The organism is Campylobacter concisus (genome assembly GCF_902460705.1).
Classification (GTDB): domain Bacteria; phylum Campylobacterota; class Campylobacteria; order Campylobacterales; family Campylobacteraceae; genus Campylobacter_A; species Campylobacter_A concisus_Z.
Genome location: NZ_CABPUP010000004.1, coordinates 33,888 through 56,017, shown reverse-complemented (window position 1 = coordinate 56,017; position 22,130 = coordinate 33,888). Strand labels below are relative to the sequence as shown.

Genomic DNA, 22,130 nt, shown 5'->3' with positions numbered 1-22,130 from the left:
AATTTGTAAATTTTTATAGATATAAAAGGCGTTTTAACGTAGAATCTGGCAATAAAATTATGGAGAAAATTTATGCAAGAGAGTTTTGAAAATTCGGTTAAAAACATGCTAACGATTATAGGCGAAGATCCAAACAGAGAAGGCCTTATAAAGACGCCTGAGCGTGTCTTTAAAGCATTTAAATTTCTAACTAGCGGATATGATGAAGATCCAAAAGAGGTTCTTGGTGACGCACTTTTTACTAGCTCAAATAACGAAATGGTTCTCATGCGAAACATCGAGTTTTATAGCCTTTGCGAGCACCATTTGCTGCCTATTATCGGCCGTGTGCATGTGGCTTACATCCCAAATGGCAAGGTCGTTGGACTTAGTAAAATTCCACGCATGGTAAATATCTACGCCAGACGCTTGCAAATTCAAGAGCAAATGACTGAGCAGATCGCAAAAGCACTTGAGGACGTAATCGCTCCAAAAGGCGTTGGAGTCGTCGTCGAGGCTAGACATATGTGCGTTGAGATGAGGGGTGTGCAAAAGATAAACTCAACCACTACGACCTCGGCTCTTAGGGGCTGCTTTATCAAAAACGCAGACACGAGGCGGGAGTTTTTCTCGCTTATAAATTCTCCTAGGGAAACGCATTTTTGAGCTTAGAGCATATAAATTTAAAGCTTAAAGAGGGGGTGAAACTCTCAAATACCTTTGGCATCATAACTAAAATCACAGCTACGACTATCGAGATCACTGGACTTCGTCCAAGCATTGGCGACATCGTGCGTATAGTTGCAAAAGATAAGAGCAAAAATGGTCTTGGCATGGTTACGCAAATAAAGACAGATGGCGCTTATATAAGCCCATTTGGATTTGTTGAGGGCTTTAGGATAGGCGACTTTGTCTATGAAAGCGATCAAGGTATGAATATACCTGTGGGGCCAAATTTGCTTGGGCGTGTGGTCGATCCATTTATGAAGCCAATAGACGGTAAGGGACCGATCGATACGACTGAGTATATGCCGATCATGAGAGCACCGATAGATGCGATGAAAAGGGGGCTTATAAATGAGCCATTTAGTGTTGGTATAAAGACGATAGATGGGCTACTCACATGTGGCAAAGGGCAAAAGCTAGGAATTTTTGCGGGATCTGGCGTAGGCAAATCAACCCTCATGGGCATGATCGTAAAAAACACACTAGCTCCCATAAAAGTGGTCGCACTAATAGGCGAGCGTGGTCGCGAGGTGCCCGAATTTATCGAAAAAAACCTAGGTGGTGACCTAGAGGGTACGGTCATAATCGTAGCGACCAGTGATGACAGCTCACTCATGCGAAAATACGGTGCTTTTTGTGCGATGAGCGTGGCTGAGTACTTCAAACAGCAAGGCAATGACGTGCTTTTCATCATGGATAGCGTAACGCGTTTTGCGATGGCGCAGCGTGAGATCGGCCTTGCACTTGGAGAGCCACCGACTTCAAAAGGCTATCCTCCAAGCTCGCTCACACTCCTACCTCAGCTAATGGAGCGCGCCGGCAAAGAGAAGGGCAAGGGCAGTATCACGGCATTTTTCACCGTGCTAGTTGAAGGCGATGATATGAGCGATCCGATAGCTGACCAAAGCCGCTCTATCCTAGACGGACACATCGTGCTAAGCCGCGAATTAACGGACTTTGGAATTTACCCACCTATCAACATCCAAAACTCGGCCTCGCGTGTCATGGGCGATGTGATCAGCAAAGAGCACAAGCTAAATGCAATGAAATTTAAGCGTCTTTACTCGCTTTTAAAAGAAAACGAAGTCTTGCTTCGTATCGGTGCTTATCAAAAGGGTAGCGACAAGGAGCTTGATCTTGCGATCTCGAAAAAAGAATTTATGGAGAACTTCTTAAAACAAAGCTCAGAAGAAGCCTTTGTGCTTGAAGAGGTTGAAGAGCTGCTCGATAAGATCAATCAGTAGATTTCTAAAATTTGCAAGCCTTTTTACAAAATTTGGCTACTAAAAATATAATCAATTTTTTTTATACTAATTGTTAAAGTGATCGCTCACTACTTCTTTGCTTCGGATGTAAAAATTGCGCTCAAGGACCTATAAATTTCTATTTTCTCTTTTTTGATTTCAAAAAGTGCTACTACAAATATTATGAAAGAGAATTTGAAATTTATGAGGCTTTTTATTTTAAACTTAGTGAGAACGGTTTTTGTGTTATACAAAACGACAAAGTATTAAAAACTATTTCTAAGCACAATACGCATCCCAAACAGCGATCACAAAGTGTGCAAATTCTAAAATTTGGGATTTTTTGACAAAAATTACTTATTTGAAAACTCTGCAGTAGTGAATTTGAGACAAGTGAGCAAGTTAAATTTATACTAAGTGATTATGCGCTGATATCTGTTTTGCTGTAAATTTTGGTAGCAATCATGGCGTAAATTTAACTATGAAAGCAAAATTTTACATTTAGATTGGTAATCCATAGCACTTTAGACTTCGCCTCGTGGCGCGAAACATATACTACATGAGATAGTAAATTTTGAAAGAGATTAAGAGCCAAATCCCATCTTTTTATCCTCGCCAAAGCTCGAGTTTAGCTCGCGCTCTATCGTCGTTTTGAAGTCCTCAAAGGTAAAAATCCCATCATCTTTTATAGCGACTTTTAATGCAGTATTTTTTAGTGCAAGGACTATCTGCGCGCCACTTAGGTTAAACTCAGCCAGCCTTTCTACACTAAAGCCATCTTCAAAGCTCGCATTTTCAGGCAAAATTTTACGCCAGATAGCAAGTCTACCGTTAAAATCAGGTTTTTTAAACTCGATCTTGTAGTCAAATCTCCTTGAAAACGCTACATCAAGGCTTTGCAAGAAATTTGTCGTAGCGATCAGCACACCCTCAAAGCGCTCGATCTGCTCTAAAAAGATGTTTTGCATTTGATTATGCATCTTCTCAGCGCCGCTTGAGCTCTCCACTCTCGTGCTTAAGAACTGATCAGCTTCGTTTAGTAAGAGTACCGGCTCGCTGCCGCTTTTTTTACAAATTTCTTTGTAAGTATCAAAAATTTTCCTTACATTTTGCTCGCTCTCGCCAACATATTTGCTTAAAATTTTTGAGCAGTCAAAGCTTAGAATTTGCTTCTTTAGGCTCTTTGCAAGCCCAACGGCGCTCATGGTTTTACCAGTGCCAGGCTCACCGTAAAAGATGATCTTGGCGTCTATATTTTTCCTAGTTTTTATCCCCCAGTTGCTAAGTCTAGCCAGCACTTTTTTATCTACTTGCTTTAGTATCGTGCTTAAAAGCTGTTTTGTCTTTTCGTTTAGCACGACGTCTTCTAGGCTAGTTACTGGCTCGATGAGCTCAAAAATTTCTTGCTCTTTTACCAGGCTTTCGATCTTGATTTTCTTGCTGTTTTTATCATTTTTTGGGTGCATTATGCTTTGCAAAATTTCTTCATTTATGAAAAAGCTCTTGCTTACATTGCCGTAAGCGTTTAAAACCTCATCATAATCAATCAGCGCACCCTCGATGAGCCTTGAGCCATCCTCTAAAAGAGTGCGATTTTTGATGCGTTCAAGCTCGTCTTTGCTTATTAGCCCAACTAGCGTGTTTAGGTCGCGGCCATTTTCAAAGTCGCCCGCGTACTCCTCTTTTAAAAGGGCTAAAAATATGATCTGCTCTTTTTCATCTAGCGAATTTTCTTTAAAAATTTGCTCTATCTTTAGGCTGATCTTGCTTAGTTTTACGCGCTCGTTGATTCGCTTTGTAAGCTCAGAAATTTGCTCATTTATTCGCTTTTTGGCATCACTTGAGCCATCGCCAAAAATGGCAGCCTTTGAGTAAAGCTCCACCTTTAAAAACTGATCTTTTAAATACTCCAAATGATCTTCATAAGGCGCAAGCTCTGGTAAATTTATATCAGCGTTGCCATCTTCAAGAATTTTTAAAAATGTGGCTGATAGAGAAATTTCAGAATGAAGTAGCGAAAGCAGCCCTTGAGCTGAAGCCCTTTGCGTGCTCTCAGGTATTTTAAAAAGACTATAATTTTGTACAATCCAACCGCTATCAAGCAAATTTTTTATAAATTTTAGATACAAAAGCTGCTTATCATTTTGCGTGCCAAAGACTGCTCCAAGTAGCTCAAAAACGCTCATACTAGCCGTTCCTTGCACATAAGCTTTACTTAGATATTTTAAAATTTCTCCCTCTTCGTCGCCGCACTTTATCAGCTCGTAAATTTTGCTTTTTTTGAGGTCCTGGTTTAAAAAATCAAGCAAGTATTTCACTAAAATTTATCCTTCATCTGCTCTATTTGCTCTTTTAATACACGTTTTAGCACCTTGCCAGTAGCATTTCTAGGCAACTCTTCGGCAAAATAGATACTCTTTGGTATCTTGAAATTCGCTAAATTTTTCTTCAAATGCTCTCTTACTGTTTTTTCATCAAGATCCATGCCCTCTTTTACCTGAATAAACGCCACAACCTCTTCATCGGCATGTACATCTTTTACGCCAATTACTGCTGTTGCTTCAACTGCTTCAAGTTTGTAAATAACTTCTTCGATCTCGCGCGGATAGATATTGATACCCTTTGATATGATAAGATCTTTTTTGCGATCAACGATATAGATAAAGCCCTCTTCATCGACTTTGCCAAGATCTCCAGTCTTTAACCAGCCGTTTATGATGGTCTCATCAGTGATGCTTGGCATACCATAGTAGCCTTGCATGACGCAGTCGCCCTTTACAATGATCTCACCGATCTGGCCAACTGGAAGCTCCATCATCTCATCATTTACTATCTTTACCTCATAGCCATCAAGCACAGGCCCTACACTTAAAAGCTTTTGTTTATCATATAAATTTGCAGCTACGACTGGTGAGCATTCGCTAAGACCATATCCCTCGACAAGTGTTGCACGCGGAAATTTCACTCTAAAGTCATCTATCGTCTGCTTTGCAAGCGGAGCCGCACCACTTACAAATAATCTAATGCGGTTAAACCATCTAAAATACCAAGGAATTTTTGCCTTACCGATAGCTGTATAGATGGCTGGGATTCCCAAAAATACAGTTACACGCTTTAGCAAAGTTTGTTTTAACACATTTGAAAATGGAAATACCGACTTTACAAGAACCATCGAAGCGCTCGCAAATATCGGAAGTAAAACCATTGCAGTTAGCGTAAAACTATGAAACATTGGCAAAAAGACTATGAAACGATCGCTTTTTTTCACTATAAAACGATCATGAGCTCCAATTAAATTTGAAAAGATATTTTTATAGCTTATCATCGCACCTTTTGGCTTGCCAGTAGTGCCTGAAGTGTAAATTATATGCATTAAATCATCTATTACTGGATACTTTGTGATACTAAGAGCGTATTTGTGATTTAGAGTTTCTGTAAAATTTATGTTTTTAACAAGGCCGTTATTTTCATAGCCCTTACTCATATCCTCTTTTGAAATTTGAGGTGTTGAAGTAAGATACGCGCTCTCGCCATACTCTTCGTCAGTGTCTATATATTCATCCTTTGAAGCACTTTGAAGTTTCTTTGGTATTGCTCCGATCCAGATTATCTTTCTTAAAGCTTCAAGCTCATTTAATGCGATTAACTCTTTTGCAAGCGAGCTAGACGCAAAAAGCACCTTTGCGCCGCAATCATTTATGATATATTCAAACTCGTTTGCTTTTAAAAAAGTATTCATAGGCACTGCAATACCGCCTATTGCGGTTGTCGCAAGGTATGAGATGATAAATTCTTTCGAGTTTGTAACCGCCATAGCTACTTTATCACCAAATTTTACTCCAGCAAGCTGCAAATAAGCTGCCACTTTATCGACATTTTGCTTTAATTCGCGATATTTTAGCTTCTCTTTTTCTTCAAAAAGAACTACTTGATTTGGATTTTCCTTTGCTACTTTGGTTAAAATTTCATAAAAATTATTATAAGAGTATCGCATTCTTGACCCTAACTAAAATGTATATTTAAAAGTCGTACCAAGGATTTGGATCGTACCAGTATCAAATTCCCCTGACATTTTTGTAGCAATGCTATTGGTAATACCTGTCGCACGCTTCTTATCACGGTGTTGATAAACATATCCAAGTGCCATTTCAAGATTTGGCGTAAATTTATAATTTGCTCCAAAAGAATACACCTTAGACGTAGTATTTGGAAGCTCTAAGCCAGTATGCTTGCTACTCGTAATGTCTTCATCATAGGCAAAGCCAGCCATTAGTCTAAATTTTTCATTTACGTCGTAGGCAAGGCCTAGTCTATACGTATTTGTATCTTTTGCATTTTTTATGACTGGATCGTCCATGAATCTTGCAAAAGCTGGATGCGAGTGAGCTGGACCTTTATCCATGTATTCAAAGTCATAGCCTTTAAATTTAGACCAATACGTCCTCTCAAAAGCTAGTAAAAGAGTAAAGTCGCTAAATTTATATCCAGTTGCAAGTACAAGCTGTGCAGGAAGTGGGATCTCAACTTTTGTTTTGCCATGGTAGCTTATAGGAGATAGCACTCCGTTAAAATCAGCATCTGTATGGCCTTTAAGTTCTAAATTTACATTTGAGCGGTAAGTAACGGCAAAGCTTAAATCCTCAATAGGCCTATAAGTAAGCGCGACATTATAGCCATAGCCCATACCATCGCCTTTTATCTCCCTGTAGCCTATTCGTCCAAAGTCACTTGCTATCTTACCTTTACTATAAACGCCTCTAGCACCAAGAGCAACGGCAAGTTTATCGTTTATGCGGTAAGCTACGGTTGGATTTAGCTCAACAACTTGTAGCTTAAACCTTTTAGCGGTAAATGCGGTAGCTGGATCTTCCCATGATACACCAACAGCAGCAGGAACGGCAAGAGCTAAACCAAATTTCCAGTTTTCATAAATTTCTGGCGTTACAAAACTAAATGTACCAGCTAGCGAGTCAAATTTTTCTGATCTATAGCTTTTGCCACTATCACTTTTAAACTCAAGCTTATTTATATGAAACCAGCCAAGGGTACTTTCTATGTGATGACGTCCATCTAAAAACATCATATTTGCAGGGTTAAAATATGCCGCATCAGCCCCAAAACTAAAGGCTACGTTACTAGCAGCAAGACCTAAAGAATCAGCACTTTGCTCAGGAACTTTATAACCTCCAGCATTTAGCAAAGTAGATGCCATAATAATGCTTAATAGCACTTTTTTCATAGTTTTTCCTTTTCGAAATTTCTTAAAATTTTTATCTCGTCTTCCCAAATACTCTCGTCAATCGTCTCTAATATTAAAGGAATTTCGCCTATTTTATCATCATTTATTATATTTTTAAAAGCACTAAATCCAAGCTCACCCTTGCCAAGGCTCTCGTGCCTATCTTTTTTCGAGCCAAGTCCAAATTTTGCATCATTTAAATGCATGCCGGATAAAAATTTATAGCCAATGATCGCATCAAATTCCCCCATAGTTTTAGCGTAGGCCTCTTTACTTCTTAGATCATATCCAGCAGCAAATGCATGACAGGTATCAAAGCAAACACCAACCCTACTCTCATCGTCTACTCGCTCTATTAAATAAGCAATCTGCTTAAAACTAAAGCCTAAATTTGAGCCTTGTGCAGCTGTATTTTCGATGACTAGCTTTACACCGCTTGTGCGTTTAAGTGCCACATTCATGCAGTTTGCGATATTATCTAAGCACTCTTTTTCGCTTATTTGTTTTAGATGTGAGCCTGGATGAAAATTTAAAAGCTCTAGCCCAAGCTTACTGGCGCGATCTATCTCATCTATAAAGGCTTCAAGCGACTTTGCTCTTGCCTCCTCATCCGGATGGCCTAAATTTATCAAGTAACTACTGTGTGGCAAAACATGCTTTGTGTTTATGCCAGAAATTTTTAGATTTTCTTTAAATTGCTCTATTTCACTAGCACTTAGCTCTTTTGCATTCCACTGGCGTTGATTTTTTGTAAAAAGCGCAAAGGCATTTGCTCCTATTTTTGCAGCATTTAATGGAGCATTAAATACGCCTCCAGCAGCACTTACGTGAGCTCCGATGTATCTCATTTTAACTCTTTTATTATCACTCTTATTTTGTTTTTGCTATCTACAAATTTGACGTAGTTATCACAAACCTCGTATTTTATAAAATATGAACTTAGATCTTGTCTAAAGCCACACTCCGTATTTATCAAGCCTTTGCCGTCATAAATCTTTTCTTTTTGCAAAATTTCTTCAAAAAGGCTCTCGTAGTGCGGGGCTAGAAAAAATTTCTCATTAAACTCAGTCTTGTTAAAGCAAGCATTATTTATGCAAATTTTATCTCTTATGCTTATATTTGCGGTGTTTACGCCAGAACTATAAATTTGCAAATTTAGCTCATTTTTATATTTATGGAAAAATCCAACATCATTTATCTTTATCATTGGTGAAAATAAAGTAACTTGAAAAGCTTGTGAATTTTGCGGCGTTTTAGTAGCCACGCAACCTGTAAAAATAAAAACAGACAACAAAGTAAATAAAAAATTTTTCAAAAATTTTTCCTTATTAATCTAAAATTAAGTATAAAAGAAATATAATCCCAACTTCATAACCGACATGTGGCCCATTCGTCTAGCGGTTAGGACATCGCCCTTTCACGGCGGTAACACGAGTTCGAGTCTCGTATGGGTCACCACTTCTAAAAATCAAAATCTTATCCATATAAGCTTTAAAATATAGTTAATCTTAAATATTATTTTTAATTGTTATTTTAAATTTTTATTGAAATGTGCCGCTTTCAATTAAATGTGTTATTAAAATTTTAAAACCTAGAAAAATTAATATCGCTCCTCCCAAAAAGAGCGCATTTTTCTCTAAAATTTCACCCATAAATTTACCGATGTAAAAGGCAGCTAGGCTTAGCACAAAGCAGACTACACCGATGATGAGCGAGCTTTGAAAGATATTTATCTCTTCAAAGCTAAGTGTGACGCCAACGGCAAGAGCATCCACGCTAGTAGCAAACGCCCCATACAAAATGGTCTTAAATCCTATCTTAAGATACTCACACTCCTCTTTGCTACAGGCTTCTTTAAACATTCTAAAACCAAGAAAACAGAGTATAAAAAATGCGATGAAATGATCAACCGAGCTTATAAATTTTGCAAAACTAACACCTAAAAGATAGCCAAGAAGTGGCATAAGAAACTGAAAAAAGCCAAGCATAAAAGCAATAAATAAAATTTTATTAAGAGCTAAATTTTTATACCTTGCACCATTTGCCATATTTAGTGCCGCACTATCCATACTAAGAGCGAAGCTAAGAAGTAAAAGTTGCATAATCTTCCTTTAAAAAAAGGGTGAATTCTAGTGCAAAAATATTAAATTTATTTTAAGCGTTTAGATATTTTTTGTATGATTTTGCTTTAAATTTAAAAAAGGAGAGAAGATGAAAAGATCTCTTGTTATTCTTTGTGGCGCGCTTGCTTTAAATTTACAAGCCGCAAGCATGGATGATATGATAAATAAAGGTGTCAAAATCGCCACTCACGCATCAAGTGGCGACTATAAAAGCCTGGTTAGCGAGGCGCTAAATGCCGCTGTTAGCGAGCTTTCAAAAGAGGGCTTTATAAACAATGCCACAGCTAAAATCCCACTTCCAAAAAGCCTTGAAATGGCGTCAAATTTAGCCAAAAAAGTAGGCGGCGAGAAGTGGGCGCAGGATCTTAGCAAGTCGATAAACAACGCTGCGACCACGGCTGTACCAAAGGCTGCTGAAATTTTTAGCGAGAGCATAAAAAATATGAGCGAAGCAGATGTCAAAAAGCTCTTTAATGGCGGGAGTGACAGCGTTACGAAATATTTGCAGCAAAGCTCTAGCCAAAAGCTAAAGGTAGCATTTGCGCCGATAATTGAAAAAATGATGAGTGATAATAGCTTTGCGACTGCCTATAATGGGCTAAATTCTTTCATCGTCGGCTCAGCAAAAAATAATGAAACGATAAAATCAGTAAAGAGCCTAGCTAAAAATTTAGGTGCAAGCGAGTATGTGCCAGATGACGGCGAGGACCTAAACGCATATATCACAAGAAAGACGCTAGATGGGCTATTTAACGTGATGAGTGAAAAGGAAAAGGGGCTAAGAAGCGGCTTTAGCCTAGATAGTGGCAAAAAGGTACTTGACTCGATCTTTAAATGAAAAATTTAAGCACTCAAAATAAAGCCGATATCGCTCTTATAGTAGTTGCCATCGTTTGGGGCGCTACGTTTTTGCCCATGGCAAACGCGCTAAAGACAAATGGAGTCTTTATCATGCTCTTTTGTAGATTTTTTATTTCCGCTATCTTTATGAGCTTTGTCGCGCTTAAATTTGCTAAGAAATTTGACAAAAAGAGCGTCATTTACGGGCTTATCCTTGGCATAGTTCTCTTTAGCTCATTTGTTGCTCAAACTTACGCCCTAAAGCTTACTTTTAGCTCAAGTGTTGCCTTTATTACAGGGCTTGAGTGTGTGATCGTGCCTTTTATGACAGCACTCATTTTTAAAAATAAAATAACCATTTTTGCTATTTTTGGTGCACTTATTGCCATTTTTGGACTTTGGCTTTTAAGTGGAGCCACTCTTGCTTTAGGAGCTGGCGAGGCACTTGCCCTACTTTGTGCCATATTTTACGCACTTTACACAAGCTTAAATGGCCACTTTGTAAGAAAGTGCGAGCTTTATTTGCTTGTATTTGTAGTATTTCTCACCGTCTCTTTACTCTCATTTGTCTTTGCGTTTATTGAAGGTAGTGTGGTGCCAAATTACGATAGAGAATTTTTTATAGCAATTTTTATCACTGCATTTATTGGCACCATATTTTGCTACTTTGTTCAAACCATCGCTCAAAGATATACAACGGCTAGCAAAGCAGCTTTATTTTTCTGTCTTGAGCCAGTTTCTGCTGGCTTTATCGGCTATTTTTTCGCTGGTGAAAAGCTAACTCTCATACAAATTTTTGGCGCGATCTTAATAATCTTTGGAGTTATTTTTAGCGAATTTGGTAAGCAAATTTGCTCTAAATTTAAGCTCTAAAAGACAAAAAGCTTCATTTGAGAGTCAATTTTCTCGTCTATAAACTCACCGTCAAATCTCTCTTTTAACATCGCTAAAACCACCTTTTCATCGTAGTTTTTAGCTCCATTTATCTCAAGGTGCCAGCAGATATTCTCAGCAGCTTCTTGCACACTTCGTCTAGCAATTCTTGTTTCATTTAAAATTTCACTCTTATAAGCGATCCCTTGCTCATTTAGCCACGCTTCGAGCCTATTTACAACATTTTTTTGAGAGAGAGTGCGTCCAAATTTTTTAAAAAATGGCTCAATCAAATCAGAGCTTCTAGGCTTATCCCAGCCAAGATAGAGTTTTTGCTTTGCGATGCTATGAAATTTAGCAAAATCTTCATCGCTAGCAATCGCTGGACTCATCGTGCAAATAGCGATATCAAAGTGCTTTGTAAGCTTAAATTCTCTCCAAGAGCAAACCTCGCTGGTTAAATTTGTCACGCCAAATCTTTTAGCATCTTCATTTAAAATTTCTATCATATTTTTTGAGCTATCAATACCAGCTATATTTTTTGCAGTTTTTGACAAAAATATCGTCCAAACACCGGTACCACAGCCTATATCAAGAATTTCTTTGCCACTAAAATCAACTCCCCAAGCTAAGGCTTTAGCAAAAATTTGTTGCTGAATAGCACTTACTTTGCCATCAAATCTTTGATAATTTGACGCCTTTTTATCCCATAAATTTTGCATTTTAGCTCCTTATTTTTGGTTATAATTCTAGCAAAAAAGGCTAGAAATGAAAGATTTTATCTACAAGGTAATAATCCCTCCACAAGCCATTGATATGCACGGACACATGAATAATGTCTATTATTTCACTCTTATGCAAGAGGCTGCATTCGCGCACTCTGCCGCGGTTGGCGACACGGTTGAGGCGCAGTATAAAAGAGGCGAGATCTGGCTCATTAGAAAAAATGAAGCCAAATATATAAAAAGAGCAAAATTAATGGATAAGGTAGAAATTCATACTTACACACAAGCTGAGGGCAAAGCGACTTCGTGTAGATATTTTGAGTTTAAAAAAGATGACGAGTTAATAGCAACTGGCAAGACCGAGTTTGTTTACGTTGATCTAAAAACAAATCGCCCAAAAGCCATTCCAGCTGAGATCATCGCTCTTTACTCGTGATCACACTCATCACAAACGCCTTTTATCACGGCACTTTTTATATTTTTAGCGACGTTTAGATGTGGCATATCGATGTTTGTAACTTTATGACAGACATCGCAAATAAAGTACGCTTTTGCCTCATTTGCTAGTTCGTAGTAGCTTTTATGATTATTTTCGGTTTTTATGACAAGGCCCTTTTTTTCAAAAATTTCTATGCTTCTATAAAAAGTGGTTTTATTTGCATTAAGGCTTTCTAAAATTTCATCATAGCTTAATGGGGTTTTGGTATTTTGCAAAATTTCAACGAGCTTTATGCGAAAAGTAGTTGCTTTGATACTATGCTCTTCTAAGAAATTTCTTGCATTCATCCTTGCCCTTTTTATTTTTTGTATATTAACGCTAAAAGTTTTAAATTTCATTTAAAAAGCGCTATATTTAGGCTTTCGTTCTTTAAGTTGCAACCAAGTTGCAATCTGCTAAACTTCCGCAATATTTTTTCAAATAAAGGAGAGATGGTGAGAAAGATTTTTGTTTTTTTAGCAGTTTGCGCTTTATCGCTTTTTGCAAAGCCAGTTGTTACGACTAGTATATTGCCTACAAAATTTTTTGTTGAGCAAATCGCTGGTGATACACTAAGCGTAAATACAATGGTTGGCAAAGGTGCTGATCCGCACACTTATGAGCCAAAGCCAAAACAGATGCAGGAGCTTGAAAAGAGCGAGCTTTACTTTGCTATTGGCATTGAGTTTGAAGATACTTGGCTAGAGCGTTTTTCAAAATCTTTTAAAAATTTACACATTGTAAAAACACAAGAAGGTATCGAAAAGATAGCTATGAACGATGAACATGAACATCATGAACATCACGAGCACAAGCACGAGGGCGAGCATAAACATGAGCATCACGAGCATCATGACCATGACCACGAAGCTGGCGAACATCATCACCATCATCATGATGGCCTTGATCCGCACATTTGGCTTGATCCGGTTTTAGTAAAAACTCAAGCTGATAATATTGCTAAGGCATTAATAGAGAAATTCCCGCAAAATGTAAAGCTCTATGAGGAAAATTTAGCTAAATTTAAAGCTAGTCTTGACGAGCTTGATAGCTTTATCAAAAATACTCTAAAAGATGTTAAAACTCGCGAATTTATCGTATATCACCCATCTTGGGGATATTTTGCAAAACGTTATAATTTAGAGCAAATCGCTATCGAGATAGAGGGCAAAGAGCCAAAGCCAGCTGAGCTAAAAGAGCTCATCGAAGAGGCTAAAGAGCACGGCGTAAAGGTTATTTTCGTGGCTCCGCAGTTTCCAACAAAAGCTGCAAATTTAGTAGCAAAAGAGACTGGCTCAAAGGTCATAAGTATTGATCAGCTCCCAGAAAATTGGCTAGATGAGATGAAAAAAACAGCAGAAATTTTTGCTAAGAGTCTATAAAAAATGTTAGCACGCCTGATTGTTATTTGCTTATTTGCTATAAATGCCTTCGGGTGTGCTCTTTGCTCGCTTTATAGTCCAACCGCTCACGTGAGCGTAAAATTTGACTCAAACGAAAACAATATCACTACAATTGCTTTTTCATGGACATTTTCACAAAATTTCTCAGAGCTTATGAGGCAAAATTTTGACCTAAATCAGGATGAAAAGATAGATGAAAGCGAGATCAAAAAGATCCGCTTAAATTTACTTGATTATCTTGTGCCAAGGCACTATTTAACGAATATTGAGTACTTTTACAAAGATGAAAATGCTAAAAAGCTTGAGCTAAATTTAAAAAAGTATAAACTCTATTTTGATGAGGGTAGATTAAAATTTGATGTTAGTTTTAAGACAAATTTACCTATCAAAGATGGCTTTGTGGTGTCTGTTGAAATGGACGATAAAGAGGGATATTTTAATTTTAAATTTACGCAAAACAACGCATTTTTGGTATCAGATCAGTTTTGGACGATACCAAATCCAAATGCAAATTTAATATTTTTTACATTTTCAAGTAAGGCTGCAGCCAAAGCTCATAATGAAAAGCCTGCATTAAAAGAGCTTCTAAAAGAGCCAAACTCGGTAAATTTTGAAGATGAAAATTTAAGCCAGATCGATAAAATCGATGAGGCTAAGTTTGATCTTGTTTCAAAAACAAGTCTAAATATGCTTGATAGATTAAAGCAAATTCTAAGAAATTTTGATCAAAAAAGTCCGCTAACTCTGCTATTTTTAGCGCTCATATCATTTGGTTATGGCTTTTTGCATGCTGCATCTGCGGGACATGGCAAGGTGCTTACAAGCTCCTATTTTGCCGCAACTGGTGGAAGCTACGCCAAAGCCTTTTTCTTCTCTTTAAAGATCGGATTTTTACATGTTGTGGGTGCGTTTATTTTTGTACTTGCTAGTTTTATGATGTTGCGTGAGATTAGTAGCGATCTGACAAAAGATACGGCAAGCGTTACGACAGCATTTTCTGGCGTTATTATCTTTTTTGTAGCGATTTTTATGCTTTATAAAAAGGTCAAAATTTATCTTTTAAGCAAAAAAGAGTTAAATAAATTTTATATTTTTAGCTCAAGTTTAAGCCAAAATTTGAGTAAAAATACAAAATTTACTAGCGACTGTGACTGTAATATCTGTACTACAAAAAAACCAAAAAACAAAGAAGAATGGCTGGTTGCGGCTGCTGCGGCACTTATTCCTTGCCCTGGCACGATACTTGTCTTTGTGCTAGCAAATGAGCTAGGCAGCTACTTTGCAGGCATTATAAGCGGCCTATTTATGGCGCTTGGCATGAGCGCAGTAATATTTTTAGCGGCTGTTTTTGGAGCCAAGATAAATGAGAGCACAAACATTAAGTTAAAAAAGTTTAAAATCTATGCCGAATTTATGGCTCTTAGCGTTATGCTTTGGCTTGGACTTTTTATTTTTACTACGACATTTACGCAAAAGAGTCTGTTTTGAAAGAAATTATAAAAATTAGAAATTTAAATTTTAGCTACGATAAGCAAGTGGTTTTAGAAGGTATCAATTTAGATTATAGTAGCGATGAGTTTTTAGCTATCATCGGTCCAAATGGTGGTGGCAAAAGCACACTTTTAAAGCTTATCTTAGGACTACTTAAGCCTCAAAGTGGCGAGATAAAACTCTTTGGAAAAGAGCCAAGCGAAGTCAGTAAATTTATAGGTTATGTGCCTCAAAATTTTCTCTCAAATCAAAGCTTTCCAATGATGGTTTTAGAAGTAGTTTTAATGGGGCTAATTGATAAAAAAATTTTTGGTTTTTACTCACGAGATGAGAAACAAATGGCTCTTGGTGCCCTTGAGAAAGTTGGCATGAAAGAATTTGCAAGCGCTAGAATTGGTGAGCTAAGCGGTGGCCAAAGACAGCGCGTGTATATCGCAAGAGCGCTTTGTGCAAATGCGAAGGTTCTCGTTTTAGACGAGCCAACAGCTAGTATCGACACAAAGGGCCAGGCTGAAATTTATGAAATTTTAAAAAATATAAATGCAAGCGGTGTTGGTGTAGTCTTGGTAAGTCACGATCTAAATATCGTGCTAAATTATGCTACAAAAATCGCCTATGTGAGTAAAAATTTACATATCCATAAAACTCATGAAGATACCGCAAAAAGAGAATTTATAGAGCATTTGGCAAAATCTCATAGCCATTTTTGCGATGTCGAGATCGCACTTGGCGAATGTGAGTGCAAAATCAAAAGTAATGTTTTTAAGCTAAAGAGATAAAATGAGTGAAATTTTAGAGTTAAATTTTATGCAAAATGCCTTTATTGCTGGCACTTTAGTTAGTATCATTTGTGGGCTCATAGGCTCACTCGTTGTTATAAATAAAATGACTTTTATCGCTGGCGGCATCGCACACGGAGCATATGGCGGCATAGGACTTGCCTTTTTCTTCTCGCTCGAACCACTTCTTGGAGCTAGCATATTCTCACTCTTTTTAGCCCTCGTAATCGCCACTATCACGCTAAAAGATAAAACCAACATCGACTCAGTTATCGGTGCTATTTGGGCATTTGGCATGGCTATTGGTATCATTTTTATCGATTTAACTCCGGGATACAATGCCGATCTTATGAGCTATCTTTTTGGCTCCATCTTAGCAGTGAGCGGGCAAGATATAACATTCATGAGTATTTTAGATATTTTATTTTTAGCACTCATTGCCCTTTTTTACCGTCAATTTGTAGCTATTAGTTTTGATGCAGAGTTTGCAAAGTTACGCGGCGTAAATACAACATTTTTTCACTATTTATTAGTGTGCATGATGGCACTTTGTGTGGTGGCTACGATTCGTGTTGTGGGGCTGATTTTAGTCATCGCTCTTCTTACTATACCGCCATATTTAGCACAAATTTTTGCTAAAAGACTTGGACTGATGATGCTAATCTCTACCATCTTTTCAGTCGTTTTTTGCTTTAGCGGTCTATTTATTAGCTTTTATTTTAACCTAACAGGCGGAGCTAGCATAATCTTAGTTGCTTCACTTTGCTTTTTTGCTTTTTGTTTTAAATTTAAAAGCTTACGTCAGTAGCCCTTCTTAGCTGATAAAGCGTCCAAAAGACGAAGCAAATGGCTGTAAGATAGACGCTAAAAAATAGAGCCAGCCATATAAATTTTATCTCAAGACCAAAATAGAAGACTACCGCGTAAAAAAGTGATCCTTGAAGCACAAATTGCCTAAATCCATTTAGCAAAAAGATAGCCACTGGACGTTTTATGGCCTGAAGAGTGCTGCCTGAGACATTTATCGTGCCATAAGCTACGTAAGCAAGAGAATTTATACCAAGATAAAGCCCTGCTATCTCCAAAACTGCCGGCGTATCATCAAAAATTCTTATCATATCTTCACCAAAAAATCTAATAAAAACACAAGCAAATGCACAATAAATAAGTAAAAAAAGAAGCGAAATTTTATAGCATTGCTTAGCTCTTTTAAAATTTTTAGCGCCATAGTTTCTTGAAACGATACTTAAAACCGCTGCAGCCATACCAATGGTCGGCAATACCAAAATTTGCTCTATCCTTAAAGCTATACCGTACCCCGCTACGGCATTTACGCCATAGTAGCTTATAAATTTTAAAAGTACAAGTGAGCCAAGTGACACCGATAGATAGTTTAAGCAAGCTGGTAGAGCTTGCTTTGCAATCTTTGCCCAAATGCTAAAATTTGGCACAAAATAGCTTAAATTTCTTGGCTCGATCATCTTAGCTTTTTTAACTTTTGCAAAAAGGTAGATCATGCCCAAAAGCTGAACACTAGCTGTTGATAGAGCAAGTCCTTTTACACCAAGATCCAAAATAAATGCAAAAAAATAGCAAAAAAATGCGTTGATAAAAAGACCATAAAATAGCCAATTACGGTAACTTTTTGTATCTCCAAGTGCCACGAGTACGCCGTTTAGAGATTTGATAATCAAGAAAAATGGTGCAGCAAGAAAGATAACACCCGCGTAATCAAGCGCCTCTTTTAAATAGTGATGATCAGCCCCTAAAAAAGTGAGTAAATTCGGTGCTAAAAAATAGCCACAAAACCCCATAAGAATAGCAAATACCAGCACAAAAATAACTCCATTTGCCGCATAAAATTTAGCCATTTTTATCTTTCCTGCTCCAAGACTATTGCCTATTAGCGCAGTTAGTGCTGAGCCAAAACCAAGCCCAATGCCTACGATACTTAGATAAAGCAAAAAGCTCATAGCCATACCAGCTACGGCAAGGGTAGAAATTTTTGCTGCAAAAAATGTGCCAGTGACGTTATAAAGAGTATTAAACATCATTGCGATGCCAGCTGGAAGCGAGAGCGAAATGATGAGCTTATTTAACGGGTCTTTTAGTAAATCCATGGTTTGATTTTACGTTTTTTATCTTTAAAATTTGCAAAGAAGAAAATCAATTAAATTTAATAAAAGGCCATTACCTATTAGCATAAGTTAGGATTGATACTTTTTGATAATGCATTAAATCTTAAAAGCTTTTAATTTTATGTATATAAATTATTTGTGTAAAAAATTCGTATTTCTATCAGTCTTTGTTATATTAAAAATTTAGTAAGCCAAAAATCATAAAAAGCAAGGAAAATACCTTGCTAAAAATTTTATTTATATTTTATGCCCATACCACCAAATTTAAGCGAATTGGCTGTCTTGTTGTCGGTAGTACTTTCGATCAAGGCTTTAACATCTACTAAACCTGGTAATTCCCAAACTTGTTTGCAAAGACCATCTACACCAATCGTCATCTTTATCTCACCATTAGTATCATTTCCAGCACCCACTTCTAGACATTTACCATTTTTTATATCGACTGGATTTTTAACATTTGACATTTTTTTAACATCATTATTAAATTTGCCTTGTGAAGTGTAGTAAGAACCCAAATCAGCAATAAGTGTTTGTATATTTGTAGCAGTTTTTGCTATCTCTGCATCATCCCTTGTTGCAGCTAATTTTGGTATAGCAACCGCAGCTAATATGCCCAATATAACGATCACGAAGATCAACTCAATCATCGTAAAGCCCTTTTTCATGACTTTCTCCTCCCTGAAATATAAATATTTTCTAAATCGAGCGAATTGTATCATAAATTTCAAAAAAACAATAAAATAATGTACTATATAAAAAATCAAAAATTTGCCGATATAAAAAAGAAAATTAAAAATTAGGGGCGTTATGAAGGGCGTTATACTTTGTCTATTTATCATCACGATTTCATTTTGTAAATATGAATCCTACAAACCTCTCACAGTAGTAAAATATAATGAAGAAAAGGCTCTGCTTGGCAAAAAACTCTTTTTTGACAAAAGGCTAAGCCCAAATGAAAACTACTCTTGCCAAACTTGTCACAACTTGTATTGGAATTTAAGCGGAAGCAACCAAGATAGCATGGAAAAAGGCACTTTAAATCCTCCAACCATATTAAATGCTGCAGCAAACTATCTATTTTATAGCGATGCAAAGATTAGCAATTTAAAAGATCAAGTAAAAGAGTCCATAACCTCTAGAATAGAACTAAACTCAGATAATGACAAGATAGTGGATTCTGTAAATAATATCTCTGAGTACAAAATTTTATTTAAAAAAATTTATAATGACGGCATTAATTTTGATAATATTGCAGATGCAATAGCTGAGTTTGAAAAGGCTGTCTTGAGTGTTGATTCACCATTTGATCGTTTTATATCAGGTGATAGCAATGCCATAGATGATAGCGCAAAGAAAGGATTTGAGATATTTAATAATATAGGCTGTGCCGCTTGTCATAATGGTAGAAATTTGGGAGGAAATTTGACACAAGATATTGGCCGAGAAAAAATTTCTGCCTTAGATACAAGCAAAAGATTAAGAAGAGTGCCATCACTAAGAAATATTACAAAAACTGCCCCATATTTATCTCATGGAGAGATAAATGATCTAAAAGAGGCTATAAGTTTTATTGGTAACTACCAGCTAGGATACGTTCTTAGCAAAGATGAAATTGATGCTTTGTACTCATTTTTTCTGACATTAAATGGTAAAAAGCCTAGGATACTAAATGAGTACTAAACGAACAAGAACCGTACTTAGCTTCTTAGTAGCTATATTTTTCATTAGTGCATTTTTTATATATAAAGCAAATATAGCCATTGATACGGCTCATAAATTTGATGACGGGATTTTAAATCTAAAATTTATAGACAATGAAATAACTTTTTCTTTAAATAATATTTATGATGTCTCAAACTACGACAAACTCAATGCTGACATAAATTCTTTTGATACAAATTTGAGCAACCTTTCAATGCTTAGCGATGAAATGATATTGTTTCATCAAAATGAAATAACAAAAGATCTACAAAACATAAGAGATGTATTTATTAAAAAAGTATTTTTTACACAAAGATCAGCTTATGTAAACTCATCTATAGATTCTTATATCCAAATAAGTCAATATGAGATACAAAATCTCGCACTTCCAAATAAGCTTGAGCCTATATTTTATGCGATAAAAGGTGCTTTGATGCTTAGTCCTGAAGTAATAGATGAAATTTCAAAGCAAATAAAAATGTATAAAAACGAGTATAAAGATAACCAAAAAGCTCAAAATGTATTAGACAAGATACTTTATGCAGCTCAAGCTACAAAAACTTTACATACAATCTCAAATAGTGCAAAAGAACTACATCTTGATATTCTAATAGAAAATTTTAGAAACAAAGTTCTAGAAATTCACTCTGACGCAGTGGATAATACAAAAATAGCTCAGACAATTTGCTTGCTTACATTTATAATATTTTGTACATTTGGCCTATATCAAATTAAAATAGCCTCAGGACGCTTAAGACAGATAAAACTCCTAAGTTCTACAATTGAAAATGATCATAGCTCTATTGTCTATTGTGATAAATACAATAGAATTTCATATGTAAATAAAACCTTTGAAGAAAAAACTGGCTACAAGCTAAAAGAAGTAATAGGTAAAAACCCTAGAATACTAAAATCATATATGCACCCGCAAAGCTTTTATGAATCCATAAAAGAGGCTGTGCAAAAATCTCTACCTTGGGAGAGTGATGAGCTTATAAGTAGAACAAAAAGCGGTGATTTTTTATATGAAAAGGTAAAATTTTCGCCATTTTTCTTTAAAAACAAATTTGAGGGCTACATAGCCGTAAAGCTTGATAGGACTAAAGAGACGCTGATACTAAACGAGCTAACTCAAAAAAATGAACAAATAAAAATACAATCTTCAATCGATAAGCTAACAGGCTTTGGCAACTACTTTGCTTTAACTGAAATTTTAGACGCACAAAAAGATGGAGTGCTCATTTGCTTAAGCATTAAGAATTTTAAAATTTTAAGATTCTTTTATCAAACTAAGATTATCAATGCAATGCTAAAAGCAGTAGCTGATACACTAAAGCTTTGTATAGATACTTCTGAGATAAAAGCAAAGCTATTTAGATTTCAAGATGACGCATTTTATATATGGTATGAAGGCGACAATATCGTAAGAGATATTGAATACATAAGAGAATATTTTGGTTCAAATAGAATAAATGTCGCTATTGATGAAAAATTTGAAAATTTACCAGGCATAAAGATGGTATTTGGTGTTTCATTGCCAAACGATACCCCACAAACTAACCGCCTAATGCAATCAGTCCTTGCAAATCAGCTTGCAATAGAAAATGGTAGCAATATTTACTACTATCTAGAAAATGACGCCATTGAGATGAAATATCACAAAAACCAGCTAGCAGTTCAGCTAATCGAAGATGCGTTAGAAAACGATAGAGTCATCGTAGAAGCACAAGGCATCTTTAACTTAGAAGAAAATGAGACTGAAGCAAAGTATTATGAAGTTTTGGTTCGTATAATCGACCAAAATGGAAAGATACACTATCCGGGCGAATTTTTAGATATTGCCATGAAAACGCAACTATATCCGCAAATAACCAAAAAGGTGATAAGTCTTGCGTTTGATCTAGCTAAAAGATATCCAGATTATATGTTCTCGATAAATTTATCAATTACCGATATCGCTGATGCTAGTATGAGAGAGCTTATAGAGAGCAAGCTAAACGAGTGCAAAGATCCTAATAAAATTTGCTTTGAAATGCTAGAGAGTGAAGAGCTTAGCGACTATGTTGCGGTAAATTCTTTCATAAAACGCGTCAAAGGCTATGGATGTAAAATTTCGATTGATGACTTTGGCTCAGGATACTCAAACTATTACCGAATTTTGGAGCTTGATATAGACACCATAAAGATAGATGGCTCAATAATCAAAAAGCTTCCATTTGATGAAAATGCTAGAGTTCTAGTAGAAACCATCGTAAGCTTTGCAAAAAAACAAGGCTACAAAATAGTAGCCGAGTTCGCAAGCTCAGAAGAAATTTTAAACCAAATCAAAAATTTTGGAATACCTTACGCACAAGGTTTCTTACTGGGCAAGCCTCGTAGAATGGAATAGTA

At 36.4% G+C, this 22,130-nt stretch carries 21 protein-coding genes and 1 tRNA gene; 12 read left to right on the top strand and 10 right to left on the bottom strand.

From position 1 onward, the window contains the following. Nucleotides 1-72 precede the first annotated feature (72 nt). Nucleotides 73-645 (top strand): GTP cyclohydrolase I FolE, encoded by a 573-nt coding sequence (gene folE / locus F3G75_RS06555; RefSeq protein WP_021090409.1) that lies wholly within the window; start codon nt 73-75, stop codon nt 643-645. After that, a complete protein-coding gene (fliI, locus tag F3G75_RS06550) occupies nt 642-1,949 on the top strand; it encodes a flagellar protein export ATPase FliI (protein ID WP_149717002.1) in 1,308 nt (435 codons plus the stop codon). The genes folE and fliI overlap by 4 nt, the downstream gene beginning before the upstream one ends. Before the next feature lie 584 nt (nt 1,950-2,533). Here the strand turns inward: fliI and F3G75_RS06545 are convergent. The 5 genes from F3G75_RS06545 to F3G75_RS06525 are packed head-to-tail and all read right to left on the bottom strand — an operon-like array spanning nt 2,534 to nt 8,503. Continuing rightward, a complete protein-coding gene (locus F3G75_RS06545; protein WP_149717001.1) occupies nt 2,534-4,267 on the bottom strand; it encodes an ATP-binding protein in 1,734 nt (577 codons plus the stop codon). Next, complete coding sequence (locus F3G75_RS06540; RefSeq protein ID WP_149717000.1) at nt 4,267-5,943, bottom strand: fatty acid--CoA ligase; 1,677 nt, start codon at nt 5,941-5,943, stop codon at nt 4,267-4,269. Before F3G75_RS06540 ends, F3G75_RS06545 begins: the two co-directional genes overlap by 1 nt. Nucleotides 5,944-5,955: 12 nt before the next feature. Next, nucleotides 5,956-7,188 (bottom strand): OmpP1/FadL family transporter, encoded by a 1,233-nt coding sequence (locus F3G75_RS06535; RefSeq protein WP_149716999.1) that lies wholly within the window; start codon nt 7,186-7,188, stop codon nt 5,956-5,958. Continuing rightward, nucleotides 7,185-8,036: a deoxyribonuclease IV gene (gene nfo / locus F3G75_RS06530; RefSeq protein ID WP_149716998.1), complete on the bottom strand. Its 852-nt coding sequence runs from the start codon at nt 8,034-8,036 to the stop codon at nt 7,185-7,187. Before nfo ends, F3G75_RS06535 begins: the two co-directional genes overlap by 4 nt. Continuing rightward, entirely contained in the window at nt 8,033-8,503 is a 471-nt protein-coding gene (locus F3G75_RS06525) for a hypothetical protein (protein WP_149716997.1), read from the bottom strand. The genes nfo and F3G75_RS06525 overlap by 4 nt, the downstream gene beginning before the upstream one ends. A 68-nt stretch (nt 8,504-8,571) precedes the next feature. Here F3G75_RS06525 and F3G75_RS06520 point away from each other — a divergent pair. Continuing rightward, a tRNA-Glu gene (locus tag F3G75_RS06520) sits at nt 8,572-8,646 on the top strand. Between the two features lie 83 nt (nt 8,647-8,729). Here F3G75_RS06520 and F3G75_RS06515 read toward each other — a convergent pair. After that, complete coding sequence (locus F3G75_RS06515; protein WP_149716996.1) at nt 8,730-9,290, bottom strand: manganese efflux pump MntP; 561 nt, start codon at nt 9,288-9,290, stop codon at nt 8,730-8,732. A gap of 109 nt (nt 9,291-9,399) precedes the next feature. Here F3G75_RS06515 and F3G75_RS06510 point away from each other — a divergent pair, with 109 nt between their 5' ends. Both F3G75_RS06510 and F3G75_RS06505 read left to right on the top strand, forming a co-directional pair. After that, nucleotides 9,400-10,149, top strand: a complete 750-nt coding sequence (locus tag F3G75_RS06510) for a DUF4197 domain-containing protein (protein ID WP_149716995.1) — start codon at nt 9,400-9,402, stop codon at nt 10,147-10,149. Then, a complete protein-coding gene (locus F3G75_RS06505; protein WP_149716994.1) occupies nt 10,146-11,024 on the top strand; it encodes a DMT family transporter in 879 nt (292 codons plus the stop codon). The genes F3G75_RS06510 and F3G75_RS06505 overlap by 4 nt, the downstream gene beginning before the upstream one ends. Here F3G75_RS06505 and F3G75_RS06500 read toward each other — a convergent pair. Continuing rightward, a complete protein-coding gene (locus F3G75_RS06500) occupies nt 11,021-11,746 on the bottom strand; it encodes a class I SAM-dependent methyltransferase (RefSeq protein ID WP_149716993.1) in 726 nt (241 codons plus the stop codon). The two genes, F3G75_RS06505 and F3G75_RS06500, sit on opposite strands and share 4 nt — an antisense overlap. A gap of 46 nt (nt 11,747-11,792) precedes the next feature. Here F3G75_RS06500 and F3G75_RS06495 point away from each other — a divergent pair, with 46 nt between their 5' ends. Next, nucleotides 11,793-12,185, top strand: a complete 393-nt coding sequence (locus tag F3G75_RS06495; protein ID WP_149716992.1) for an acyl-CoA thioesterase — start codon at nt 11,793-11,795, stop codon at nt 12,183-12,185. Here F3G75_RS06495 and F3G75_RS06490 read toward each other — a convergent pair. Further along, nucleotides 12,176-12,535 (bottom strand): Fur family transcriptional regulator, encoded by a 360-nt coding sequence (locus tag F3G75_RS06490; protein WP_087585142.1) that lies wholly within the window; start codon nt 12,533-12,535, stop codon nt 12,176-12,178. The genes F3G75_RS06495 and F3G75_RS06490 overlap by 10 nt on opposite strands. 147 nt (nt 12,536-12,682) lie before the next feature. Between F3G75_RS06490 and F3G75_RS06485 the strand changes: the two genes are divergently transcribed. Genes F3G75_RS06485 through F3G75_RS06470 form a run of 4 tightly spaced genes read left to right on the top strand, consistent with a single transcriptional unit; the run spans nt 12,683 to nt 16,708 of the window. Continuing rightward, entirely contained in the window at nt 12,683-13,609 is a 927-nt protein-coding gene (locus F3G75_RS06485) for a metal ABC transporter solute-binding protein, Zn/Mn family (protein WP_149716991.1), read from the top strand. A gap of 3 nt (nt 13,610-13,612) precedes the next feature. After that, nucleotides 13,613-15,118: a nickel/cobalt transporter gene (locus F3G75_RS06480; RefSeq protein WP_149716990.1), complete on the top strand. Its 1,506-nt coding sequence runs from the start codon at nt 13,613-13,615 to the stop codon at nt 15,116-15,118. Next, a complete protein-coding gene (locus F3G75_RS06475) occupies nt 15,115-15,900 on the top strand; it encodes a metal ABC transporter ATP-binding protein (protein WP_085657950.1) in 786 nt (261 codons plus the stop codon). The genes F3G75_RS06480 and F3G75_RS06475 overlap by 4 nt, the downstream gene beginning before the upstream one ends. A 1-nt stretch (nt 15,901) precedes the next feature. Continuing rightward, nucleotides 15,902-16,708 carry a metal ABC transporter permease gene (locus F3G75_RS06470; protein ID WP_149716989.1) on the top strand — a complete coding sequence of 269 codons (807 nt, stop codon included), beginning with the start codon at nt 15,902-15,904 and terminating at the stop codon, nt 16,706-16,708. Here F3G75_RS06470 and F3G75_RS06465 read toward each other — a convergent pair. Continuing rightward, the gene (locus F3G75_RS06465; protein ID WP_149716988.1) at nt 16,689-18,020 is read right to left on the bottom strand and encodes an MATE family efflux transporter; all 1,332 of its coding nucleotides are present in this window, start codon (nt 18,018-18,020) and stop codon (nt 16,689-16,691) included. The genes F3G75_RS06470 and F3G75_RS06465 overlap by 20 nt on opposite strands. A 251-nt stretch (nt 18,021-18,271) precedes the next feature. After that, nucleotides 18,272-18,703, bottom strand: coding sequence for a type II secretion system protein (locus F3G75_RS06460; protein ID WP_103582057.1), 432 nt, complete (start codon nt 18,701-18,703; stop codon nt 18,272-18,274). Nucleotides 18,704-18,845: 142 nt separating this feature from the next. On the opposite strand from F3G75_RS06460, the gene F3G75_RS06455 reads away from it, so the two are divergent. Next, nucleotides 18,846-19,718, top strand: a complete 873-nt coding sequence (locus F3G75_RS06455; protein WP_149716987.1) for a cytochrome-c peroxidase — start codon at nt 18,846-18,848, stop codon at nt 19,716-19,718. Next, a complete protein-coding gene (locus F3G75_RS06450) occupies nt 19,708-22,128 on the top strand; it encodes a bifunctional diguanylate cyclase/phosphodiesterase (protein WP_149716986.1) in 2,421 nt (806 codons plus the stop codon). Before F3G75_RS06455 ends, F3G75_RS06450 begins: the two co-directional genes overlap by 11 nt. Nucleotides 22,129-22,130 lie beyond the last annotated feature (2 nt).

What these genes read in the sequence shown, in the direction of transcription:
- F3G75_RS06540 (WP_149717000.1), bottom strand. Translation starts at nt 5,943, where the DNA reads ATGCGATACTCTTATAATAATTTTTATGAAATTTTAACCAAAGTAGCA.
- F3G75_RS06465 (WP_149716988.1), bottom strand. Translation starts at nt 18,020, where the DNA reads ATGGATTTACTAAAAGACCCGTTAAATAAGCTCATCATTTCGCTCTCG.
- F3G75_RS06510 (WP_149716995.1), top strand. Translation starts at nt 9,400, where the DNA reads ATGAAAAGATCTCTTGTTATTCTTTGTGGCGCGCTTGCTTTAAATTTA.
- F3G75_RS06515 (WP_149716996.1), bottom strand. Translation starts at nt 9,290, where the DNA reads ATGCAACTTTTACTTCTTAGCTTCGCTCTTAGTATGGATAGTGCGGCA.
- F3G75_RS06490 (WP_087585142.1), bottom strand. Translation starts at nt 12,535, where the DNA reads ATGAATGCAAGAAATTTCTTAGAAGAGCATAGTATCAAAGCAACTACT.
- F3G75_RS06480 (WP_149716990.1), top strand. Translation starts at nt 13,613, where the DNA reads ATGTTAGCACGCCTGATTGTTATTTGCTTATTTGCTATAAATGCCTTC.
- folE (WP_021090409.1), top strand. Translation starts at nt 73, where the DNA reads ATGCAAGAGAGTTTTGAAAATTCGGTTAAAAACATGCTAACGATTATA.
- F3G75_RS06460 (WP_103582057.1), bottom strand. Translation starts at nt 18,703, where the DNA reads ATGAAAAAGGGCTTTACGATGATTGAGTTGATCTTCGTGATCGTTATA.
- F3G75_RS06500 (WP_149716993.1), bottom strand. Translation starts at nt 11,746, where the DNA reads ATGCAAAATTTATGGGATAAAAAGGCGTCAAATTATCAAAGATTTGAT.
- F3G75_RS06470 (WP_149716989.1), top strand. Translation starts at nt 15,902, where the DNA reads ATGAGTGAAATTTTAGAGTTAAATTTTATGCAAAATGCCTTTATTGCT.
- F3G75_RS06455 (WP_149716987.1), top strand. Translation starts at nt 18,846, where the DNA reads ATGAAGGGCGTTATACTTTGTCTATTTATCATCACGATTTCATTTTGT.
- F3G75_RS06505 (WP_149716994.1), top strand. Translation starts at nt 10,146, where the DNA reads ATGAAAAATTTAAGCACTCAAAATAAAGCCGATATCGCTCTTATAGTA.
- nfo (WP_149716998.1), bottom strand. Translation starts at nt 8,036, where the DNA reads ATGAGATACATCGGAGCTCACGTAAGTGCTGCTGGAGGCGTATTTAAT.
- F3G75_RS06450 (WP_149716986.1), top strand. Translation starts at nt 19,708, where the DNA reads ATGAGTACTAAACGAACAAGAACCGTACTTAGCTTCTTAGTAGCTATA.
- F3G75_RS06535 (WP_149716999.1), bottom strand. Translation starts at nt 7,188, where the DNA reads ATGAAAAAAGTGCTATTAAGCATTATTATGGCATCTACTTTGCTAAAT.
- F3G75_RS06495 (WP_149716992.1), top strand. Translation starts at nt 11,793, where the DNA reads ATGAAAGATTTTATCTACAAGGTAATAATCCCTCCACAAGCCATTGAT.